This is a genomic window from Paragemmobacter ruber (assembly GCF_009908315.1).
GTDB lineage: Bacteria > Pseudomonadota > Alphaproteobacteria > Rhodobacterales > Rhodobacteraceae > Paragemmobacter > Paragemmobacter ruber.
On record NZ_JAAATW010000001.1, the window covers coordinates 57,255 to 78,738 of the forward strand.

At 66.7% G+C, this 21,484-nt stretch carries 16 protein-coding genes; 8 read left to right on the forward strand and 8 right to left on the reverse strand.

Translation table 11 applies throughout. The annotated features are described in order from the left end of the window. Window positions 1-70 precede the first annotated feature (70 nt). Entirely contained in the window at window positions 71-775 is a 705-nt protein-coding gene (gene lexA, locus GU920_RS00380; RefSeq protein WP_161764844.1) for a transcriptional repressor LexA, read from the forward strand. On the opposite strand, the gene GU920_RS00385 is transcribed toward lexA, so the two are convergent. Next, on the reverse strand, window positions 776-2,854 hold the full coding sequence (locus GU920_RS00385; RefSeq protein WP_328799218.1) for a ComEC/Rec2 family competence protein: 2,079 nt from the start codon (window positions 2,852-2,854) through the stop codon (window positions 776-778). It lies immediately after the preceding gene. Window positions 2,855-2,930: 76 nt separating this feature from the next. Between GU920_RS00385 and gltX the strand changes: the two genes are divergently transcribed. Next, entirely contained in the window at window positions 2,931-4,364 is a 1,434-nt protein-coding gene (gene gltX, locus GU920_RS00390; RefSeq protein WP_161764846.1) for a glutamate--tRNA ligase, read from the forward strand. 86 nt (window positions 4,365-4,450) lie between these two features. After that, the gene (locus tag GU920_RS00395) at window positions 4,451-5,746 is read left to right on the forward strand and encodes a citrate synthase (RefSeq protein ID WP_161764848.1); all 1,296 of its coding nucleotides are present in this window, start codon (window positions 4,451-4,453) and stop codon (window positions 5,744-5,746) included. A gap of 45 nt (window positions 5,747-5,791) precedes the next feature. Here the strand turns inward: GU920_RS00395 and aguB are convergent, their stop codons facing one another. The 3 genes from aguB to GU920_RS00410 all read right to left on the reverse strand — a co-directional run bounded on the left by aguB (window position 5,792) and on the right by GU920_RS00410 (window position 10,253). Next, window positions 5,792-6,673, reverse strand: coding sequence for an N-carbamoylputrescine amidase (gene aguB, locus GU920_RS00400; protein WP_161764850.1), 882 nt, complete (start codon window positions 6,671-6,673; stop codon window positions 5,792-5,794). A 62-nt stretch (window positions 6,674-6,735) separates the two neighbouring features. Then, a complete protein-coding gene (locus GU920_RS00405; protein WP_161764852.1) occupies window positions 6,736-9,006 on the reverse strand; it encodes a xanthine dehydrogenase family protein molybdopterin-binding subunit in 2,271 nt (756 codons plus the stop codon). Window positions 9,007-9,107: 101 nt separating this feature from the next. After that, window positions 9,108-10,253 (reverse strand): type III PLP-dependent enzyme, encoded by a 1,146-nt coding sequence (locus GU920_RS00410; protein WP_161764854.1) that lies wholly within the window; start codon window positions 10,251-10,253, stop codon window positions 9,108-9,110. A 217-nt stretch (window positions 10,254-10,470) separates the two neighbouring features. Between GU920_RS00410 and GU920_RS00415 the strand changes: the two genes are divergently transcribed. The 4 genes from GU920_RS00415 to GU920_RS00430 all read left to right on the forward strand — a co-directional run bounded on the left by GU920_RS00415 (window position 10,471) and on the right by GU920_RS00430 (window position 15,669). Then, on the forward strand, window positions 10,471-10,902 hold the full coding sequence (locus GU920_RS00415) for an Lrp/AsnC family transcriptional regulator (RefSeq protein WP_161764856.1): 432 nt from the start codon (window positions 10,471-10,473) through the stop codon (window positions 10,900-10,902). A gap of 135 nt (window positions 10,903-11,037) precedes the next feature. Further along, window positions 11,038-13,947, forward strand: coding sequence for a valine--tRNA ligase (locus GU920_RS00420; RefSeq protein WP_161764858.1), 2,910 nt, complete (start codon window positions 11,038-11,040; stop codon window positions 13,945-13,947). Window positions 13,948-14,066: 119 nt separating this feature from the next. After that, a complete protein-coding gene (locus GU920_RS00425) occupies window positions 14,067-14,399 on the forward strand; it encodes a DnaJ family domain-containing protein (protein ID WP_161764860.1) in 333 nt (110 codons plus the stop codon). Between the two features lie 163 nt (window positions 14,400-14,562). Continuing rightward, a complete protein-coding gene (locus GU920_RS00430) occupies window positions 14,563-15,669 on the forward strand; it encodes a pyridoxal phosphate-dependent aminotransferase (RefSeq protein WP_161764862.1) in 1,107 nt (368 codons plus the stop codon). Here GU920_RS00430 and GU920_RS00435 read toward each other — a convergent pair whose 3' ends face one another. The 3 genes from GU920_RS00435 to GU920_RS00445 all read right to left on the reverse strand — a co-directional run bounded on the left by GU920_RS00435 (window position 15,670) and on the right by GU920_RS00445 (window position 18,142). Next, complete coding sequence (locus GU920_RS00435) at window positions 15,670-16,035, reverse strand: DUF4177 domain-containing protein (protein ID WP_161764864.1); 366 nt, start codon at window positions 16,033-16,035, stop codon at window positions 15,670-15,672. It lies immediately after the preceding gene. Window positions 16,036-16,150: 115 nt separating this feature from the next. Then, on the reverse strand, window positions 16,151-17,662 hold the full coding sequence (gatB, locus tag GU920_RS00440) for an Asp-tRNA(Asn)/Glu-tRNA(Gln) amidotransferase subunit GatB (RefSeq protein ID WP_161764866.1): 1,512 nt from the start codon (window positions 17,660-17,662) through the stop codon (window positions 16,151-16,153). A gap of 105 nt (window positions 17,663-17,767) precedes the next feature. Continuing rightward, window positions 17,768-18,142 carry a hypothetical protein gene (locus GU920_RS00445; protein ID WP_161764868.1) on the reverse strand — a complete coding sequence of 125 codons (375 nt, stop codon included), beginning with the start codon at window positions 18,140-18,142 and terminating at the stop codon, window positions 17,768-17,770. A 72-nt stretch (window positions 18,143-18,214) separates the two neighbouring features. Here GU920_RS00445 and GU920_RS00450 point away from each other — a divergent pair, with 72 nt between their 5' ends. Then, on the forward strand, window positions 18,215-18,874 hold the full coding sequence (locus tag GU920_RS00450) for a transglycosylase SLT domain-containing protein (protein WP_161764870.1): 660 nt from the start codon (window positions 18,215-18,217) through the stop codon (window positions 18,872-18,874). 51 nt (window positions 18,875-18,925) lie between these two features. Here the strand turns inward: GU920_RS00450 and pepN are convergent, their stop codons facing one another. After that, window positions 18,926-21,484: an aminopeptidase N gene (pepN, locus tag GU920_RS00455; RefSeq protein WP_161764871.1), complete on the reverse strand. Its 2,559-nt coding sequence runs from the start codon at window positions 21,482-21,484 to the stop codon at window positions 18,926-18,928.

Below are 21,484 nucleotides of genomic sequence, written 5' to 3' on the forward strand. Positions count from 1 at the left end.
GGGAATGGGTTGACACAAAAGGGGAACACTGGCAGAACATTGCACCAACACAGCCGCGTTGGAGGGGCCTATGCTGACCCGCAAACAGCTTGAACTTCTGGATTTCATCAAGACCCGGATGGATGCCGACGGCGTGCCTCCCTCGTTTGACGAGATGAAGGAGGCGCTCGATCTGCGCTCCAAATCCGGCATCCACCGGCTCATCACGGCGCTGGAGGAACGCGGCTTCATCCGCCGCCTCGCCCATCGCGCCCGCGCGCTCGAAATCATCAAACTGCCCGAGGCGATGGAAAAGACGGGCTTCAAACCCCGAGTGATCGAAGGCGCCCGCCCTGCGGCACCCGCCCCCGCCACTCCGCCCCGCGCCGCCATGGCCGTAGAGGCGATCCACGCCATGGAACTGCCCGTCATGGGCCGCATCGCCGCTGGTGTCCCGATCGAGGCGATTGCCGAAGTGTCCCATCACGTCGCCGTCCCCGGCTCCATGCTCTCGGGGCGCGGGCATCACTACGCGCTCGAGGTGAAGGGCGACTCGATGATCGAAGCCGGGATCAACGACGGCGACATCGTGGTGATCCGCGAACAATCCACCGCCGAGAATGGCGATATCGTCGTGGCGCTGGTGGAAGAGGCCGAGGCCACGCTGAAACGCTTCCGCCGCCGCGGCAGCATGATCGCGCTCGAAGCCGCCAACCCCGCCTATGAAACCCGCGTCTTTCCCGATCACGCGGTCCGCGTGCAGGGCCGCCTCGTGGGCCTGATCCGCAGCTACTGATCACTCCGGCAGGGCAAGCGCGGGCGCCGCCCCCCGGGGCGACCAGATCCGCGCCTGCCCCCCGGTCGTGCGCAGGGCAAATCTGCCCTGCACGCCAACCACCGCAACCGTCCCGCTCTGCGCCAGTTCCGCAGCACCCAGCTGCAGGCATGGCCCTGCCATCGCCAACGCCTCCGCCGCAACGATCACCGCATGGCGGGCGCAGGCGCCCGTTGCCGCCACCTCACCCCGGCGCAGGACCAGCCCCGTCAGCGGCCCCTCCTCCCCCGCACCGATCGCAAAGATCATCCCCCCGTCGCCCGCAACAAAACCGGGCCGTGCCGCCGCCTCGGCCCGGCTGGCCAGATCGCCATCATTCTCTAGCCAGTTCTGCACCATGAACCCCGCCCCCCGCGGGGCGGATATCGCCCGCCCCTCCGGCCCCATCACACCGACGATCCCGCCCGGCCCGATCAGCACCGCAGGCCGCGCCGCCCCCAGCCACAGCACCAGCGCCCCCACCACCCCCGTCAGCCCGGCCCAGCGCAGCCGACCGGGCCAGAACACCAGCCAGCACAGCCCCAGCGTCAGGATGGGCAGCACCGCCCCCGGCGGGGCCGGGATCGCCGTCACCGCACCCTCCAGCGCGGCCACCTCATGCGCCACATACAGGATCCAGCGGCAGCCCAGTTCCATCACCGCCAACGGCAGGCCATGCAGCCCCACCGGCGCCAGAAGCCCCGCCACCGCGCCCGCAGGCATCACCACCAGCCCCATTACTGGCCCCGTCAGCAGGTTCGCCAGCAGCCCGTAATCGGTGAAGCGGTTGAAATGCGCCGCCGCATAGGGCGCGGTCGCCACGCCCCCCAGCACTGATGACAGCACCAAGGCCAGCCCGAACTGCACCGCCCGCGGCGCAGCCCCCGGCTCCATCCGGCGGCTGACCAGCCCGAACCCCGCGATCAGCGCCACCGTGGCCGCGAAACTCATCTGGAAGCCGGGCGACAACAGCGCCTCCGGCTGCCACAAAAGCACGATCACCGCCGCGATGGCCACCGACCGCAGGGTGATCGCGCGCCGGTCCAGAAGCACCGCCACCAGCATGACCGCCACCATGATGAAGGCGCGCTCCGTCGCCACGTTCGCCCCCGACAGCATCAGGTAAAACGCCGCCACCCCCAGCGACACCGCCGCCGCCAGTTTCTTGCTGTTCACCCGCAGCGCAACCGGCGGGATCAGCGCCAGCCCATAGCGCAGCAGCGCAAAGACGAAGGCGATCAGAAAGGCCATGTTCATCCCCGAAATGGCCAGCAGATGCGCAAGGCTCGAATCCCGCAGCGCCTCCACCGCCTCGCGCGACAGGCCGGATCTGTCGCCCGTCAGCACACCCGCCGCAAAGGCCCCCGGATCCCCCGCGATCTCGGCCCGGATGCCCGCCGACAGATCGGCGCGCAACCGGCCGATCCGCGCCTCGCCCGCCACGGGCTCCTGCCACAGCAACACCGGCACGCGGGTATAGCCCACCGCGCCCAGCCCGTCGAAGAATGCCATGCGGCGAAAGTCAAAGGCCCCCGGCTCCACCGCCCCCTGCGGCGGCGACAGGAAGGCCGTGGCCATGACCACCGACCCCGGCACCGGGTCCAGCCAGCGCTGATCGCCCTGCAACGACAGCCGCACCCGCGCCGGTGTGGCCTCTGGCGCCACATCCTCCAGCCAGACCCGATCCAGCGTCAGCCGCAGCGCCCCCGATTGCGACCTGTCGATCCCGACGATCCGCCCCGTCACCGCGCCGTACCATTCCCCCTCCAGCATCGGCGCGGCGACCAGCGCCACCCGTACCCCGCAGGCCAGATAGCCGCACAGGATGCAGGCCGCGAACACGGCAAAGGGCTGGACCGGCTCCCATATCCGCCAGAGCAGCACCGCCAGCGCCACCCCCACCAGCGCCAGCGCATAATCCCCCGCCCCCGGCTCCACCGGGCGCTGAAACCACAGGCCGATCCCGATCCCCAGCCCCACGGGGACAAAGGCAAACAACTCGCCCCGCAACTCGGCCAAGCCCGTCGCCACCCGGCCCGCAAGCGCCGCCGCCCCCGCCACCTTGTTTCCCGCCCCGCGATTGCCTAGACAGGCCCGAGCCTATGCCCAGACTGGTTTCCGAAAGGTTAAAGCACCCATGTGCGCCGCCGCCTCCGACCGACCCGCCGACCGTCCTGTCGTCACGCGTTTCGCGCCCTCGCCCACCGGCTACCTGCATATAGGCGGCGGGCGGACGGCGCTGTTCAACTGGCTCTATGCGCGCGGGCGGGGGGGCAAGTTCCTGCTGCGGATCGAAGATACCGATCGCGAACGCTCCACCCCCGCCGCGACCGAGGCCATCCTTCAGGGCCTGCGCTGGCTGGGCCTTGACTGGGACGGCGACGCCGTCAGCCAGTTTGCCCGAAAGGACCGCCACGCCGAGGTGGCGCATGAAATGCTGACCCGCGGCACGGCCTATAAATGCTTCTCCACGGCCGAAGAGATCGCCGCCTTCCGCGCCGTGGCCGAGGCAAAGGGCGCCAGCTACGCCGTGTTCCAAAGCCCGTGGCGGGATGCCGATTCCTCCACCCATCCGGCGGGGGCGCCCTTCGCCATCCGGATGCGCGCGCCGCGCACGGGTGAAACCCTTGTCGAAGATGCCGTTCAGGGCACCGTGCGCTTTGGCAATGACCAGCTGGATGACATGATCGTGCTCCGCTCCGACGGAACGCCCACCTACATGCTCGCCGTCGTGGTGGATGACCATGACATGGGCGTCACCCATGTGATCCGGGGCGATGACCACCTCAACAACGCCGCGCGCCAGCAGATGGTCTATGATGCCATGGGATGGGAGATCCCGGTTTGGGCGCATATCCCGCTGATCCACGGCCCGGATGGCAAGAAACTGTCCAAACGCCACGGCGCCACGGCCGTGGGCGATTATCAGGCGCAGGGCTATCCGGCGGCGGGGATGCGGAACTACCTCGCCCGGCTGGGCTGGGCGCATGGCGATGACGAGTTTTTCACCAGCGCGCAGGCGATGGAATGGTTCGACCTGCCGGGAATCGGCCGCTCGCCCGCGCGGCTGGATTTCAAGAAACTGGAAAGCATCTGCGGCCTGCACATCGCGGCCAGCGATGATGCTGCACTGCTGCATGAAATCGAAGGCTACCTCGCCGCCGCCGGGCACCCGGCCCTGACCGATCCCCAGCGCGATCTGTTGTCACGCGCGCTCTACTGCGTGAAGGATCGCGCAAAGACCTTCCCCGAACTGCTTGAAAAGGCACATTTTGCGCTGATCAACCGCCCGATCGTGGCGGATGAGGCAGCGGCAAAGGCGCTCGATCCGGTATCCCGTGGTATACTGAAAACATTGACGCCGCGACTGCAAAATGCTAGCTGGACGAAAGAGGGTTTGGAACCGATCCTGACCGAGACCGCATCGGAACATGGCATCGGATTCGGCAAGCTGGCCGCCCCGCTGCGCACGGCTCTTGCGGGGCGGACCGTAACACCAAGCGTCTACGACATGATGCTGGTCATCGGTCGGGACGAAACGATCGCGCGGCTTGAGGATGTCGCGGGCTGACAGCCCCCCCTCTGACGGCCGCATCGCTGCTACCAGCCGCAACTCGGGCCTTGCCCGGGAACCGGACTACAGAGGGACGTAGAAAGATGGCCGAAGGCACCAGATCCGCGACACTCACCCTGGACGGCAAGAGCTATGACCTGCCGATCCACAAACCGACGGTCGGCCCGGATGTGCTCGACATCCGCAAGCTCTATGCCGAGGCCGACGTCTTCACCTTCGATCCCGGCTTCACCTCCACCGCCGCCTGCGAAAGCGCGATCACCTATATCGACGGCGACGTGGGCGAACTGCTCTATCGCGGCTATCCGATCGAACAGCTGGCCGAGAAATCCACCCATCTCGAGGTTTGCTATCTGCTTCTGTACGGAGAGCTGCCCACCGCTGCGCAGCTTGCCGATTTCACCCAGCGTGTGACCAAGCACACGATGGTGCATGAACAGATGCACTACTTCTTCCGCGGCTTCCGCCGCGACGCCCATCCCATGGCCACCATGGTGGGCGTGGTCGGCGCCATGGCCGCCTTCTACCACGACTCGACCGATATCAACGATCCCTGGCAGCGCGAGGTGGCCGCGATCCGCATGATCGCGAAACTGCCCACCATCGCGGCGATGGCCTATAAATACTCCATCGGCCAGCCCTTCGTGTATCCCAAGAACAGCCTCAGCTACGCCGGCAACTTCCTGCACATGTGCTTTGCCGTCCCGGCCGAGGATTACGTGGTCTCGCCCATCCTCGAAAAGGCGATGGACCGCATCATGATGCTGCATGCCGATCACGAACAGAACGCCTCCACCTCCACGGTGCGTCTGGCCGGATCGTCGGGGGCCAACCCCTTCGCCTGCATCGCGGCGGGCATCGCCTGCCTCTGGGGCCCCGCCCATGGCGGCGCGAACCAGGCCTGCCTTGAGATGCTCAAGGAAATCGGCACGGTTGACCGCATCCCCGAATTCATCGCCAAGGCGAAGGACAAGAATTCCGGCTTCCGTCTGATGGGCTTCGGCCACCGCGTCTACAAGAACTTCGATCCCCGCGCCAAGGTGATGAAGGAATCGGCGGATGAGGTGCTGGGCCTTCTGGGGGTGGAGAACAACCCGCTCCTGCAGGTCGCCAAGGAACTGGAACGGATCGCGCTTGAAGATGAATACTTCGTCTCCAAGAAGCTCTATCCCAACGTCGATTTCTATTCGGGCATCATCCTCGAGGCGATGGGCTTCCCCACCGCCATGTTCACCCCGATCTTCGCGATTTCCCGCACCGTGGGCTGGATCAGCCAGTGGAAGGAAATGATCGCCGACAAGAACCAGAAGATCGGCCGCCCGCGCCAGCTCTACATCGGTGAAGCCAAGCGCGACTACGTCGATCTGCGCCTGCGCTGATCGCGGCGGAAAAGGACGGAACGGCGGCCCCTTGGCCGCCGTTCTTCATTTGGCGTGCCGGGTTCCGTCCAGCGTGTTCACCGTCCCGTACAACTCCACCCGCCGGTCGCGGAACAGCCCCCAGCTTGCCCGCAGCGCGGCGATGGCCTCCAGATCGAAGGTCGCGGTCAGCACCTCTTCGCGGTCGCGAGAAGCGCGCGCCACCACCTGCCCCGCCTGATCAGCGATGAAGGAGGACCCGTAAAAGGTCACCGCCACCCCCTCCGGCGCGGTTTCCGTGCCGATCCGGTTCGACGCGATCACCGGCAGGATGTTCGCCGCCGCATGGCCACGCATCACCGTCTCCCAATGCGGCTGGCTGTCATAGCCCGGCGCGGGCGGCTCTGATCCGATGGCGGTGGGATAAAGCAGCATCTCCGCCCCCATCAGCGCCATCGCGCGGGCCGCCTCGGGGAACCACTGATCCCAGCAGATACCCACCCCGATCCGCCCATGGGCGGTATCCCACACCCGGAACCCCGTATCCCCGGGCGAGAAATAGTATTTCTCCTCATAGCCCGGCCCCTGCGGGATATGGCTCTTGCGGTACAGGCCCAGCATTGCTCCATCCGCATCCACCATGGCGACAGAATTGAAATGCGCCTGCCCCGCGCGTTCAAAGAACGACACCGGCAGCACCACCCCCAACTCCCGCGCCAGCGACTGGAACCGCGCCACCAGCGGGTGCCCCTCAAGGGGCCGCGCCAGCCGGAAATACTCCGCCCGCTCCGTGATGCAGAAATAGGGCGCCTCGAACAGTTCCTGGATCAGGATCACCTGCGCGCCCTGCGCGGCGGCCTTGCGGATCATCTCCTCGGCCTTGTCGGCATTGGCGGGCAGGTCCCAGCTGCAGGCGAACTGGGTGGCGGCGACGGTGACATGGGTCATGGGCGGGCTCCGGGTCGGTTCGCCCCGCAGTTAACCCGGCGCGGGCGGCCTTGGAAAGCCGCTCACGCGGCGGCCTGCAACCAGTGCCAGATGCGCTGCGGCGAAAACGGCATGTCCACCCGCGTCACCCCGCGCGGGGCCAGCGCATCGCGCACCGCGTTGGAAATCGCGCCCAGCGCCCCCACCGTCCCCGCCTCACCGCAGCCCTTCATGCCAAAGGGGTTCAGCACCGATGGCACGGGCTCTGATGTGAAATCGACAAAGGGCAGGTCCGTCGCGCGCGGCAGCGCGTAATCCATCAGGCTCGCCGCCAGCACCTGCCCCTCCGCATCATGCACGGCCAGTTCCATCACCGCCTGCCCATAGCCCTGCGCCACCCCGCCATGCACCTGGCCGATGGCCAGTTCCGGGGCGATCAGCGTGCCGAAATCATCCACCACCGTATAACGGTCAAGCTGCAGCGCACCCGTCTCGGGGTCGATCTCCACCTCGGCCAGATGCGCGCCATTGGGGAAGGACCGCCCCTCCAGCGTGATCGTCGCCGCCTGATCGCACAGATCCGCCCGGCCCCGCGCGCGGGCCAGATCCGCCGCCTCGGCCAGCGTCAGCCGCAGGTTCGATCCCGGCGCCCCGAAGACGTGATCGGAAAACGCCACCCCGGTCAGGCCCAGTTCACCCTCCAGAAACGCGGCCAGCTTCGCCACCGTCTGCAACACCGTGGCGCGAAGCGCGGTTCCCTGCACGGTCACGGATCGCGAACCGCCGGTCCCGCCACCATTGGTTATCAGATCGCTGTCGCCCTGCACCACGCGGATCCGCTCTTCGGGCAGGCCGGTCATCCCGGCGGCCATCCGGGCGTAAACCGTCTCATGCCCCTGCCCGTTCGATTGCGTGCCGACATAGAGCGTGGCCCCGCCGCCTTCGTCCAGTGTCAGGCGCGCGGTCTCGCTCGGATCGCCAAGGATGGATTCGATATAGGTGGCCAGCCCCAGCCCCCGCAGCATCCCCCGGCTTTCGCTCTCGGCCCGGCGCGCGGCAAAGCCTGCGACATCCGCCTCCACTTCGGCCCGGGCCAGCACGCGGGGAAAATCGCCCACGTCGATCACCTGCCCCGTCACGGTGCGATAGGGAAAGGTGCGGATGAAGTTCCGCCGCCGCAGATCGAACGGGCTAACGCCCAGCACCCGCGCCGCCTCGTCCATCACCCGCTCGATCGTCAGTATCGCCTCGGGCCGCCCGGCGCCCCGATAGGCATCGACCGGCGCCGTATTGGTAAAGACGCCGATGGTATTCTGCCACGCATGGGGGATGTCATAGACCCCGGTCAGAACCTTGGAAAACAGCTCCGACTGGATGGGTTGCCCGAACTGCGAGTTATAGGCCCCCAGATTCGACAGCACCCGCACGCGATAGCCCGTGATCCGCAGCCCGGCATCGAACCCGATCTCTGCCTGCGCCACCAGATCGCGCCCGGCATTGTCCGACAGCATCCCCTCGCCGCGCTCCGACATCCAGCGCACCGGGCGGCCCAGCATCCGCGCCGCCTGCGCGATGACCACATATTCAGGATAGGTCATCGCCTTCATCCCGAACCCGCCCCCCACATCGGGGTTGGTCACCCGCACCGCATCGGGCGCAAGGCCCAGCATCCGCGCCAGTTCCTTCTTCTGGTTCCACACCCCCTGTCCGTTCACGCACAGATGCAGCCGCCCCTCGGCCCAGTCCGCCCATGCCCCGCGCGGCTCCAGCGGGTTCACGATCACTCGGTTGTGGATCACCTCCAGCCGCACCACATGCGCGGCCCCTGCCAGCGCGGCGGCCGTCTCCGCCTCCCGCCCGATCCCGTAATCAAAGGCCAGGTTCCCCGGCGCCTCGGGGTGGATCGTCGCCCCGCCCGGTTCAAGGGCCAGCGCCACCGGCACCTCGTCCAGCGACAGGTCGATCAATTCGCCCGCGTCCCGCGCCTGTTCCAGCGTTTCGGCCACGATCATCGCCACCGCCTCGCCCACGAACCGCACCCGCCCCTCGGCCAGCACAGGCCGCGCGGGCGCCGCGCCCCGGCTGCCGTCGCGATTGGCCACACGGGCAAAGCGCATCCCCGTCTCCACCCCCGCCGCGCGCAGGCCATCGGCCGTCAGCACAAGATGCACCCCCGGCGCCGTTCGCGCCGCCGCCACATCCAGCGCCGTGATCTCCGCATGTGCCCGGTCCGACCGCAGGAACCACGCCTGCAACGCGCCCGCCGGCGCGATGTCATCGACATACCGCCCCTGCCCCGTCAGGAAACGGATATCCTCGCGCCGCCGCGCGGGCTGGGCCTGACCGAATTTCATGAAATGCCCCCTGCTTGGCTGACCGCCGAAAAACTACGCCCCCGGACTGGAATGTCCAGCCGGGGGCGCGGGTTCTTTCCGCAATCAGACCGACGGCGCGATCAGACGCGCAGCGACAGCACCGTTGCCATGGTCAATTCGCCAAAGCCGTTGAAGCGCGTGTTGGTGACGGTGGAATAGGCCCCCATCCCCTGCACGATCACATAATCACCCTCGGCGATATCCGCAGGCAGCATCACCTCGCCCGGCAGACGATCTACCGAATCGCAGGTCGGGCCGAACACGATCCGCCCCTGCAACGCGCCATCCCGATGCACGCCTTCGGGCGACAGCACCTCGGTCCGGTCGATCACCCCGATCAGCGGCAGTTCCGTCAGCGTGCCATAGACACCGTCATTCAGGAACACATGCGTGTCATCCCGCACCGCCTTGACCTTCGCCGCCAGCGTGAAGGCATCGCCGCACAGCGCCCGACCCGGCTCGCACACCAGAAGCGGGCGGTTCTCGCCAAAGGCCTCGGTCGCCACGCGGTCGATCAGCGCGAAGGTCGCCTCCAGCGCCGGCACCACGCCCATCAGGCGGTGCGACGGGAACCCGCCCCCCACGTTCAGCCGCGCAATCTCCACCCCTGCATCGCGCGCGATATCGGCGGCGGTGCGGATATAGGTCTCCCACGCGGCGGGATCGGTACATTGCGTGCCCGGATGGAAGGTCAGCGACGGGATGAAACCCGCCTCGGCCACGCGGCGCAGCAGTTCCGTCGCCAGTTCCGCCGTCGCGCCGAACTTGGCGCCAAAGTTATAGGCCGCGCCCGCGACCGGCAGCTTGAACCGGACCGAGATTTCGCAATCCGCCGCCGGCACCATCTCGATCAGCTTGGCCAGTTCCGATGCGCTGTCCACCGAATAGGACTTCACGCCCCGCTCCACCGCATGCCGGATCTCCGACCGCGCGCGCACCGGGTTGTTGTAATGGATCGCCGCATCCGGGGCGAGGCGACGGATCAGGTCGATCTCAAAGCTCGAGGCGCAGTCATACCCACGCACCCCAGCGGCAGAAAGGTTTTCCACCACTTCCTCACCCGGGTTGGATTTCACCGCATAGGTGACCATGCCGGGAAAGCCGTCGATGAAGCGACGCGCCGCCGCCTGCAACGCAGAGGGGCTAAAGAACAGAACCGGGTTTTCCGGCTGCTGATTGCGAAGAAATTCGGTCGGATTGGTCCAGATCGTTTTGGACAGTCCCATCGGCGTGATCCTTTCTGCCAACAAGACGCAAGCCCTCCCCGCTGCTCGTTCACGGGACGGCAAGGCACCTGCGCGGTTTTTCCAACCAGGCCAGGTGCGTATGAGCCGCCCTTTTCCTGCAACTGAGGATGCCGCATATGGTGTACAAACTCACCGAACAAAACTGTATAAATGCATCGAAACGTCGTTATAATGACGAAAAGATCGGGCAGATTGCATGGACGAACTGGATCGCAACATCATCGGCCTTCTGGGGGCGGATGCCCGTATGTCGGTGGCCACGCTGTCGCGCCGACTAAAGGTTGCGCGCTCCACCATTCAGGCCCGGCTGGAACGGCTGGAAACCACCGGGGTCATCGCCGGATACACGCTGAAACTGGGCGAAGGGGCGCGTCAGGGCCGCATCCGCGCCTCGGTTCTTCTCACCATCGAACCCCGCGCGCAGGCCAATATCCTCACCCGCCTGAAGGCCATCGCCGAGGTGGAGCGTGTCTTCACCACCTCTGGCCGCTTCGATCTTCTGATGCAAATCGCCTGCCCCAACACGCAAGTGCTCGATCAGGTCCTCGATCAGATCGGCGCGATGACGGGGGTGAAATCCTCCGAAAGCCTGATCCATCTCAGCACGCGAATCGACCGCGCGGTGTGACCGCATCGCCGCCCCCTCTGCCAGGCGCCTCTGCCAGGCGCCTCTGCCCAGCCTCGCAGCAGGCCGGGGCATCTGCCGCTTTCCCTTGCCGCGCCCGCGCGCTAGAACCCCGGGCGACAGTCAGGGATGCAAGCGATGCCGATGGAAAAGACCTTCAACGCCGCCGAGGCCGAGGCGCGGATCTCCGCGAAATGGATCGAGAGCAAGGCCTTCCGCGCCGGGGCGAACGCCAAGCCCGGCGCCGAAAGCTTCTGCGTGATGATCCCGCCGCCGAATGTCACGGGCTCGCTCCACATGGGACATGCCTTCAACAACACGCTGCAGGATATCCTGACGCGCTGGCACCGCATGAAGGGCCATGACACGCTGTGGCAACCCGGCACCGATCACGCAGGGATCGCCACCCAGATGGTCACCGAACGCGAAATGGCCGCGCGGGGCGAACCCAACCGCCGCGACATGGGGCGCGAGGCATTCACCGCCCGCGTCTGGCAGCAGAAACAGAAATCCCGCGGCACCATCATCGGGCAATTGCAGCGCCTCGGCTGTTCCTGCGACTGGGACCGCGAGGCCTTCACCATGTCCGGCGCTCCCGGCGCGCCTCAGGGCGAAGAGGGGAACTTCCACGACGCGGTGATCCGCGTCTTCGTCGATCTCTACAACAAAGGCCTGATCTACCGCGGCAAGCGTCTGGTGAACTGGGACCCGCATTTCGAGACCGCGATCTCCGACCTCGAGGTGGAGAATACCGAAGTCGACGGTCACATGTGGCACTTCAAATACCCGCTCGCCGGGGGCGCCACCTACCGCTACGTCGAAAAGGACGCCGAAGGGAACATCCTCGTCGATGAGGAGCGCGACTACATCTCCATCGCCACGACCCGGCCCGAAACCATGCTGGGCGATGGTGCCGTGGCGGTGCATCCGTCGGACACGCGTTACGCGGCAATCGTCGGCAAACTCTGCGAAATCCCGGTCGGGCCAAAGGAACACCGCCGCCTGATCCCGATCATCGCCGACGAATACCCCGATCCCACCTTCGGCTCCGGCGCGGTCAAGATCACGGGCGCGCATGACTTCAACGATTACGGCGTGGCCAAGCGCGGCGGGATCCCCTGCTATCGCCTGATGGACACGCGCGCCTGCCTGCGTTCGGATGGCGTCCCATATGCCGACGCGGCGGGGATCGCGCAGGCCGTGGCGCGGGGAGAGCGGGTGTTGACCGAGGCAGAGGCCGATGCCCTGAACCTCGTCCCCGATCACCTGCGCGGGCTCGACCGGATGGAGGCGCGCAAGCGCGTGGTCGAAGAGATCACGGCGGAAGGTCTGGCCGTGATGACGCGGGCGGATGATCCGCGTCTGGGCAAGGCGGCGGTCAAGAAGGATGTCGAAGGGGCGGATGCCCCCGTGCCGCTGGTCGAAGCGAAGAAGATCATGCAACCCTTCGGCGATCGTTCGAAAGTGGTAATTGAACCCATGCTGACGGACCAATGGTTCGTCGATACTGTTCGAATTGTGCAACCCGCGCTGGACGCTGTCCGCAAAGGAACGGTGAAGATCATCCCCGAAAGCGGCGAGAGGACGTACTACCACTGGCTCGACAATATCGAACCCTGGTGCATCTCGCGCCAGCTCTGGTGGGGCCATCAGATCCCGGTGTGGTATGACGACGAAGGCAACCATTACTGCGCCCCGACTGAGGCCGAGGCGCAGGCCATGGCCCCCGGCAAGCCCCTCACCCGCGACCCCGACGTGCTGGACACCTGGTTCTCCTCCGGCCTCTGGCCCATCGGCACGCTGGGCTGGCCCGATCAGACCGACGCACTGAAGCGCTACTTCCCCACCTCCGTCCTCATCACGGGCCAAGACATCCTCTTCTTCTGGGTCGCCCGGATGATGATGATGCAGCTTGCCGTGGTGAATGAGGTGCCGTTCAAGACGGTCTACCTCCACGGCCTCGTGCGCGATGCCAAGGGCAAGAAGATGTCCAAATCCCTGGGCAACGTCATCGACCCGCTGGAAATCATCGACGAATACGGCGCCGACGCGCTGCGCTTCACCAACGCCGCGATGGCCTCCCTCGGCGGTGTGCTGAAACTCGATACGGCGCGCATCGCAGGCTATCGCAACTTCGGCACAAAACTGTGGAACGCCTGCCGCTTTGCCGAAATGAACGGGGTCTGGGACGGCCACGCCACGCAAACCGTCGCCCCCGACGCCACCGCCACCGCGAACCGCTGGATCATCGGCGAAACCGTCCGCACGCTGGCCGAGGTGGACGCAGCACTTGCCGACTACCGCTTCGATCAGGCCGCCGACACGCTCTACCGCTTCGTCTGGGGCAAGGTCTGCGACTGGTATGTCGAATTCGCCAAACCCCTGTTCGACGGCCCCGCCGCCGCAGAGACACGCCAGACCATGGCCTGGGTGCTGGATCACTGCATGATCCTGCTGCATCCCATGATGCCCTTCCTGACCGAGGAGCTTTGGGCCACCACCGGCACCCGTGCCAAGATGCTGGTCCATACCGACTGGCCCGCCGCCGACCTCTCCCTCGCCACCCCCGCCGCCGACCGCGAAATGGGCTGGGTCACCACCCTGATCGACGAAATCCGCTCCGCCCGCGCGCAGATGCACGTCCCCGTGGGCCTGAAGGTCGACCTGGTCGCCACCACCCTGTCGGATGAGGCCCGCGCCGCCTGGTCCCGGAACGAGGCGCTGATCAAGCGCCTCGCCCGCGTCGAAACCCTGACCGAGGCCAAAGCCGCCCCCAAGGGCAGCATCTCGATCGCGTTGGACGGCGCGGCCTTCGCCCTACCGCTGGAGGGCATCATCGACATCGCCGAAGAAAAGGCCCGCCTCACCAAGGCGCTCGACAAACTGGCCAAAGAGATCGGCGGGTTGAAAGGGCGCCTCAACAACCCGGCCTTCGTCGCCTCCGCCCCGGAAGAGGTGGTCGATGAAGCCCGCGCCAATCTGGAAGCGCGCGAGGACGAGGCCGCAAAGCTCAACGCCGCCCTCACGCGTCTGGCCGAGATCGGGTGATCCCGTCTCTGCAAATCCATCCCGTGGGATCATCCCAAGCCGGGGGGAACAAGGGGGCGTGAAGCCCCCTTTTCCTTTTCTGCCAGACGCGCGACACTTCTCCAAAAAGGAGAGCACCCATGTCATGGCTGTCCCGTCTTGCCGAACGACAGATGCAGAAGGCGCGCCTGAAAGGCGATCTTCAGGGGCTGGAGGGCGAAGGCAAACCCCTGCCCGACCGCCCCGGTGATGCCTTCGTCAGCCCCGGCGACGCCATCGGCTTTCGCATCATGGCCGAGGCCGGCGTCCTGCCCGAGGAGATCGTGCTGAAGAAGGAAGCCGCCCGCCTGCGCGAAACCCTGCAGCACGAGGCCGACCCCGCCCAACGCAAGGCGATCATGGCCGAACTTGCACAGGTCGAGATGCGTCAAGCGATGGCAGAGGAAGCCCGCCGCCGCTTCCTGCGCGACTGATCGCTTCCCCCCCACCCAAGCCCGAAAATTTTCCCGAAAATTTTCGGGCGCGCCTGCCCAAGAATTTTCACCGAAAATTCTTGGGCGAGACGGGGGGAAGAATTTTCGGCCGAAAATTCTTCCCCCCTTGCACTCCCCCGCGCCGCTTGCTTCCCTGCGCGGCATGACCGCGCCCCGTCTCACCCCGCTTGCCGCCCGCCTGCCAGACACTGTTCCCTTTGTCGGCCCAGAGGCACAGGAACGCCAGCTTGGCCGCGCCTTTCGCGCCCGCCTAGGCGCGAATGAAAGCCGCTTTGGCCCCTCGCCCCGCGCGGTGGCCGCCATGGCCGCCGCCGCTGCCGAGGCCTGGATGTATGGCGATCCCGAAATGGCCGAACTGCGCGCCGCGCTGGCGGCGCATCATGGGGTCACGCCCGCCCATCTGATCGTGGGCGAAGGGATTGATGGTCTTCTGGGCATGCTCGTCCGCCTGACGGCAGGCCCGGGGGATGCGGTGGTAACCTCGCTCGGGGCTTATCCCACATTCGCCTTTCATGTCGCAGGCTACGGCGCGGATCTGACCCGCGTCCCCTATCGCGACGATCTCGAAGACCCTCAGGCCCTGCTCGACGCCGCCCGCCAGACGCAGGCGAGGCTCATCTATCTCGCCAATCCCGACAACCCGATGGGCACTTGGCATGACGGTGCGGTGATCGAGGCGATGGTGGACGCGCTGCCCGAGGGCAGCCTTCTGGTCCTGGATGAGGCCTATTCCGATCTTGCCCCTGCCCAAGCCCTGCCGCGCCTTGCCATGGATGACCCCCGCGTGATCCGCCTGCGGACCTTCTCAAAAGGGTATGGTCTGGCCGGGCTGCGTGTGGGCTATGCGCTGGCCGCGCCCGCCCTCATCCGCGCCTTCGACAAGGTGCGCAACCATTTCGGCATGGGCCGCGTGGCGCAGGCGGGTGCCATGGCGGCGCTCGCCGATCAGGACTGGCTCACCCGGGTCAGGGCCGAGGTCGCCACCGCGCGCCGCCGCATCGGCGACATCGCTGCCGAGAACGGTCTGGCGGCCCTGCCCTCTGCCACCAACTTCGTCGCGGTGGATTGCGGCCGTGACGGGGATTTTGCCCGTGCCGTGCTGCGCGGCTGCATCGACCGGGGTCTTTTCATCCGCATGCCCGGCGCAGCCCCCCTCGACCGCTGCATCCGCATCAGCGTGGGAACGCCTGACGATCTCGACGTGCTGGCAGAGGTGTTGCCGCAGGCGCTGGCCGCCGCGCGGGCCTGATCATTCGGCCCGCAGCACGGGCGCCGGGCCGGGCGCCGGTTCCACCGCGGGGCCAAGGCGCGGCGCGGGCGGCTCCGGGGCAACCGCCCGCAAGCTGGCCTCGCCCGGTGCCACCCCAACCGTCCCCGGCCCTGCCAGCGCGCGGCGGAAGATCAGCACCGTCTGCTCCACCACCCGCGTCTTGGTGAACCCCGCCCGCTCTTCGGTGGGCAGCGTCTCGGCGCGGACATATTCCCACCCGTCCCGGCCCAGATCGTTCATCACATTGGACAGGGTCAGCGCGAAGCGGTCCTCGCTCGTCTTGGCTTCGCGCGACTTGGTGCCGCGGCGCGGGGCGGGGATAACCTTGTATTCATGGCGCGACATGGGGTTGGCTCCGGTCGTTTGCGCAGGGAAAGTAGCGTCGGGCGGCACATCTTTGAAGGGACAGGCGCGCGGCAGCGGGCTTTCCCGCCGACCGCGCCGTGATGAGCGTCCCCGATCAGAGCCCCAGCTTCGCGGCCACCATCTGGTTCACCACCGCCGGATTGGCCTTGCCGCCCGTGGCCTTGAGCACCTGCCCCGTGAACCAGCCCGCCAGTTTGGCATTGACCTTGGCCTTCTCCACCTGTTCGGGGTTGGCTGCGATCAGCGCGTCCAGCGCCCGCTCGATCTCGCCCGTATCGGTGACCTGTTTCATGCCGTGCCTGGCGGCCTGTTCTGCCGGATCGCCGCCCTCGTTCCACAGGATCTCGAACAGGTCCTTGGCCATCTTGGTGGTGATCTCTCCGCTGGCGATCAGATCCAGCACGCCGCCGATCTGGGCGGGCGACAGGGGGCTGTCCGCCACGCCCTTTCCGTCCTTGTTCAGCCGCCCGAACAGCTCGTTGATGATCCAGTTCGCCGCCTGCTTGCCATCGCGGCCCTTGGCCACCGCCTCGAAGAAGGCGGCGTTGTCCACCTCTGCCGTCAGCACATTGGCGTCATAATCGGTCAGCCCGAAATCGGCCATGAAGCGCGCCTTCTTGGCATCCGGCAGTTCCGGCATAGATGCGGCGATGTCATCGACCCATGCCTGTTCGATCTCCAGGGGCAGCAGGTCCGGGCAGGGGAAATAGCGGTAATCATGCGCCTCTTCCTTCGAACGCATCGACCGCGTCTCGCCCTTGTCGGGATCATAGAGCCGGGTTTCCTGATCGACCTTGCCGCCATCTTCCAGAATGGCGATCTGGCGGCGCGCCTCATATTCGATGGCCGCCTGAATGAACCGGAGCGAGTTCATGTTCTTGATCTCGCAGCGCGTGCCGAGGTGCGAAAAGTCCTGGCTTGCCTGATACTTCTCGTAATCCCCCGGACGGCAGACCGACACGTTCACATCCGCCCTCAGGTTGCCGTTCTGCATGTTGCCGTCGCAGGTGCCCAGGTAGCGCAGGATCTGGCGCAGCTTGGCCACATAGGCCGCCGCCTCTTCCGGGCCGCGAATGTCGGGGCGGCTGACGATTTCCATCAGCGCCACGCCCGTGCGGTTGAAATCCACGAAGGACATGTTCGGATCCATGTCATGGATCGACTTGCCGGCATCCTGTTCCAGATGGATGCGCTCGATCCGCACGCGGCGGGCGACGCCCGGCCCCATCTCGACGATCACCTCGCCCTCGCCCACGATTGGGTGGTAAAGCTGGCTGATCTGATAGCCCTGCGGCAGGTCGGGATAGAAATAGTTCTTCCGGTCAAAGGCCGACCGCAGGTTGATCTGCGCCTTCAGGCCAAGGCCGGACCGAACCGCCTGCTCCACGCAGAATTCGTTGATCACCGGCAGCATCCCGGGCATCGCCGCATCGACGAAGGCCACGTTGGAATTGGGTTCCGCCCCCACCTGCGTGGACGCACCCGAAAACAGCTTGGCGTTCGATGCGACCTGGGCATGGATCTCCATCCCGATCACCAGTTCCCAATCGCCGGTCGCACCCGCGATCACCTTGGGTTTCGGGGAAGCATAGGAAATATCCAGCATGGCGCGCCGTCCTCATCACCGTTTGCCCGCCTGTCTAGGGCGTCCGGCCAGCCGCATCAAGCCGCCATGCTGCGCCGCGCCCCACCGCGCGCCGCACCGCGCGTCTCAGGGCAAGGCCGACCTTGGCCGCACACGCGCCTCCGGCATGGCCTCGCCCGTCTCCCGGCGCTGCGACAACAGCCACACAAAGGGATACAAGGTCAGAAACAACATGAGGTTGAACAAACGGCCCGCAAGATCGGCCGTCACCGACTGGTGCAGAAAACGCGACATGGCAGTGTCACACCCATTACCAAGGCAGGCCACCCGCGCAGCCTGCGAGACCATCAATCGCCTGCCGGGTGCAACGGGCAGATCGCCACACCGCGCAGACGTGACAAAATTCCGCCAGAATTGTGGCAAAATCGGGGCAGACCACCCACCCGCACCCCCCGAAAAGCGGTTTTCTGCCGATCCGAACCGAGAACAGATCGTTTCCATGGACAGATCAAGCTTCCGTTGATTGAAGGCACAGGTCGCACATGGGGGTGCGATGCTGCCTGACGGAACCTGATGCAACGTCCTTTCGCCGCCTTTGGCCTGATCCTTGCTGCCGCCACGCTGGCGGGCTGCGTGTCCGACACCGGCGATGCCAGCCTCTCGACCAGCGGTCACACGCCGCCGATGCAGTGGGATGTGCGCCCCGAGGGCAGCGAATGGACGCGCGACACGCTGACCGCGCTGGAACAGCACGACCCCGTGCTGGCGGCCACCGTGCCCGCCGATGTGGCGACATGGTGCCCCGGCTACGCCAACGCCTCGATCGAAGACCGCCGCGCCTTCTGGGCGGGCCTCATGTCGGCGGTCGCCCGCTATGAAAGCACCTGGAACCCGCAGGCCTCGGGCGGCGGCGGGCGCTATATCGGGATCATGCAGATCTCGCCCACCTCCGCCGGGTATCACCAGTGCGAGGCCGACACCGTGTCGGAACTCAAGGACGGGTCCGAAAACCTCGAATGTGCGGCGCAGATGATGGCCTCGGCCGTCGCGCGCGATGGCATGGTGGCGGGTGGCGGCAATCGCGGCATCGGGCGTGACTGGATGCCCCTCCGCGATGCAGGCAAACGCGCCGCCATGGCCGAATGGACCCGCGCCCAACCCTATTGCCAGGCGGGGAACGACGGCGGCTTCTTCGCCCCGCGCCAAAGCGTGACCGTGTCGACCAAAGGCTAGGTGCGGCGGCGGGAACCCCGCCCTACCGCGCCACGCAAAGCCGCGACAGGCTCACTCCCCCTGCATCCGCGTGACCATCTCGCCCAGATCACGGCTCAGCCCCGGCGTGGCCGCGATGCGCCCCAGCGCCGCCAGCGCCTTCTCCCCGCGCGCGCCGTCGTAGCGCGGCCATGTCTCGAAGGCCGTCGACATCCGCGCCGCCGTCTGCGGATTGACCGGGTCCAGCCGGATCAGCCAATCCGCCAGCAGCGCATAGCCCGCGCCCGAGGCATGGTGGAACCCCGCATGATTGCCCGACAGCGCCCCCAGCACCGACCGAAACCGATTGGGGTTCTTCCAGTCAAAGGCCGGATGCCGCGTCAGCGCGTCCGTCACCGCCACCGCGCGATCAGGATGGGCGTGCAGGATCTGCAGCGCAAACCACTTGTCCATCACGTTGCGATCCTTGGACCAGCGCGCCTCGAACAGGGCCAGCTCCTCCTGCCCCGCCCCGATTTCCAACAGCGCGGCCAAGGCCCCCACCTCTTCGGTCATGTTGTTGGCCGCCCGGTAGGCCGCCGCCGCCGCCCGCCCGCCATCGACCCGCGCCAGCCAGCCCAGCGCCGCGATCCGCAGCGCCCGCCGCCCCGCCGCCCGCGCATCGGGGCTGAAGGGCCCCGGCTCGGCCAGCCGGTCGATCAGCGCGGGCAGTTGCGGCGCCAGCCGCCGCGCCAGGGCCTCGCCCATCCGCCGCCGCTCGGCCCAGATGCGCGCAGGGTCGGGCGTCACGCCGCCCGCATGCAGCGTGGCCGCCATGTCATCCTCGCCCGGCAGCCGCAGCGCCAGCGCCCGGAACGCTGGATCCAGCGCCTCGTCCATCACCACCCGCGCCACCGCATCCAGCCAATCCGGCCCCGGTGACGCACCCTCCGTCACCATCCGCGCCAGCAGGTCCTTGGCCAGCGCCCGCCCCGCCTCCCATTTGTTGAACGGGTCGGTATCATGCGCCAGCAGGAAGGCGCGCTCCTCGGGGGTAACCTCGCGCTCGATCACCACGGGCGCGGAAAAGCCCCGCAGGATCGAAGGGATGGGCCGCGTGGCCGCCGGGAAACGGAACGACTGCCGCGCTTCCGTCAGTTCCAGCACCGTCGTCGGCAACACCTCATCGCCATTGGGGTTCAAAAGCCCCACCGCGATGGGGATGACCTTCTCCCCCTTCGCCGGCTGGCCCGGGGTTGCCGGGTTTACCTGCGCGAAGGTCAGGGTATAGGTCGCGCCATCCCATTCCTCCCACACCTTCACCCGCGGCGTCCCCGCCTCGGTATACCACCGCTTGAACTGCGCCAGATCGCGCCCCGTCGCATCCTCAAAGACCTTTAGCCAATCCTCGATCGTCGCCGCCTGCCCGTCATGGCGCGTGAAATAGAGGTCGAGCGCGCGCGCATACCCCTCATCCCCCACCAGACGCTTCAGCATCCCGATGATCTCGGCCCCTTTTTCATAAACCGTCGCGGTATAGAAATTGTTGATCTCGACATAGCTTTCCGGCCGCACCGGGTGCGCCAACGGCCCGCCATCCTCGCGGAACTGCAGCGCGCGCAAGAGCAGCACATCCTCGATCCGCTTCACCGCATGGGACCGCATGTCGCCGGAAAACTGCTGGTCGCGAAAGACCGTCAGCCCTTCCTTCAGGCACAGCTGGAACCAGTCGCGGCAGGTGATCCGGTTGCCGGTCCAGTTGTGGAAATACTCATGCGCGATGATCGCCTCGATCCGCGCGAAATCGTCATCCGTCGCCGTCTCGGGGCTGGCCAGCACGAATTTGGAGTTGAAGATGTTCAACCCCTTGTTCTCCATCGCGCCCATGTTGAAATCATCGACCGCCACGATGTTGAACACGTCCAGATCATATTCGCGGCCGTACACCTCTTCATCCCAGCGCATCGACCGGATCAGACTGTCCATCGCATAGGCGCAGCGATCCTGATCGCCCGGACGCACCCAGATGTTCAGCGCCACATCCCGCCCCGATGCTGTGCGGAACGGCGCCGCATGGGCCACCAGATCGCCCGCGACCAGCGCGAAAAGATAGGCAGGCTTGGGCCAGGGATCCTCCCATTCCGCCCAGCCCTGCCCTTGCGCCACGGGATTGCCGTTCGACAGAAGGACCGGCAGATCGGCCTCGATCCGCACGCGGAACGGGGCCATCACATCGGGCCGGTCGGGATAGAAGGTGATCTTGCGGAACCCCTCCGCCTCGCATTGGGTGCAATACATGCCGCGCGACATGTACAACCCCTCCAGCGCGGTGTTCCCCTCGGGCGCGATCTCCACCTCCGTCGTCAGCGTGAAGGCCCCCTCGGGCAAGGCACCCGCCGGGATCGTCAGCCCCGTCGCATCCGGCACCACGGCCAGCGCCTGCCCCTCCACCGCCAGCGACAAAAGCTTCAGGTTCTCGCCATCCAGCCGCAGGTCATGCCGCCCCGGCCGCGCCGGATTGGGCGCGATGCGCAGCACCGCCGCCACCCGCGTGGCCTGCGGGTGCAGCCGGAAGGTCAGCGCCACCTGCTCGACGCGGTGGGTGAATGGCTGGTAATCGGCAAGATGCACGGCGCGCGGCTGTTCGGTCAT

Bases quoted from the DNA above. Each gene is read 5' to 3' on its own strand.
- lexA (WP_161764844.1), top strand. From the start codon at position 71: ATGCTGACCCGCAAACAGCTTGAACTTCTGGATTTCATCAAGACCCGG.
- gltX (WP_161764846.1), top strand. From the start codon at position 2,931: ATGTGCGCCGCCGCCTCCGACCGACCCGCCGACCGTCCTGTCGTCACG.
- GU920_RS00395 (WP_161764848.1), top strand. From the start codon at position 4,451: ATGGCCGAAGGCACCAGATCCGCGACACTCACCCTGGACGGCAAGAGC.
- aguB (WP_161764850.1), bottom strand. From the start codon at position 6,673: ATGACCCATGTCACCGTCGCCGCCACCCAGTTCGCCTGCAGCTGGGAC.
- GU920_RS00405 (WP_161764852.1), bottom strand. From the start codon at position 9,006: ATGAAATTCGGTCAGGCCCAGCCCGCGCGGCGGCGCGAGGATATCCGT.
- GU920_RS00410 (WP_161764854.1), bottom strand. From the start codon at position 10,253: ATGGGACTGTCCAAAACGATCTGGACCAATCCGACCGAATTTCTTCGC.
- GU920_RS00415 (WP_161764856.1), top strand. From the start codon at position 10,471: ATGGACGAACTGGATCGCAACATCATCGGCCTTCTGGGGGCGGATGCC.
- GU920_RS00420 (WP_161764858.1), top strand. From the start codon at position 11,038: ATGCCGATGGAAAAGACCTTCAACGCCGCCGAGGCCGAGGCGCGGATC.
- GU920_RS00425 (WP_161764860.1), top strand. From the start codon at position 14,067: ATGTCATGGCTGTCCCGTCTTGCCGAACGACAGATGCAGAAGGCGCGC.
- GU920_RS00430 (WP_161764862.1), top strand. From the start codon at position 14,563: ATGACCGCGCCCCGTCTCACCCCGCTTGCCGCCCGCCTGCCAGACACT.
- GU920_RS00435 (WP_161764864.1), bottom strand. From the start codon at position 16,035: ATGTCGCGCCATGAATACAAGGTTATCCCCGCCCCGCGCCGCGGCACC.
- gatB (WP_161764866.1), bottom strand. From the start codon at position 17,662: ATGCTGGATATTTCCTATGCTTCCCCGAAACCCAAGGTGATCGCGGGT.
- GU920_RS00445 (WP_161764868.1), bottom strand. From the start codon at position 18,142: ATGGAAACGATCTGTTCTCGGTTCGGATCGGCAGAAAACCGCTTTTCG.
- GU920_RS00450 (WP_161764870.1), top strand. From the start codon at position 18,215: ATGCAACGTCCTTTCGCCGCCTTTGGCCTGATCCTTGCTGCCGCCACG.
- pepN (WP_161764871.1), bottom strand. From the start codon at position 21,484: ATGACCGAACAGCCGCGCGCCGTGCATCTTGCCGATTACCAGCCATTC.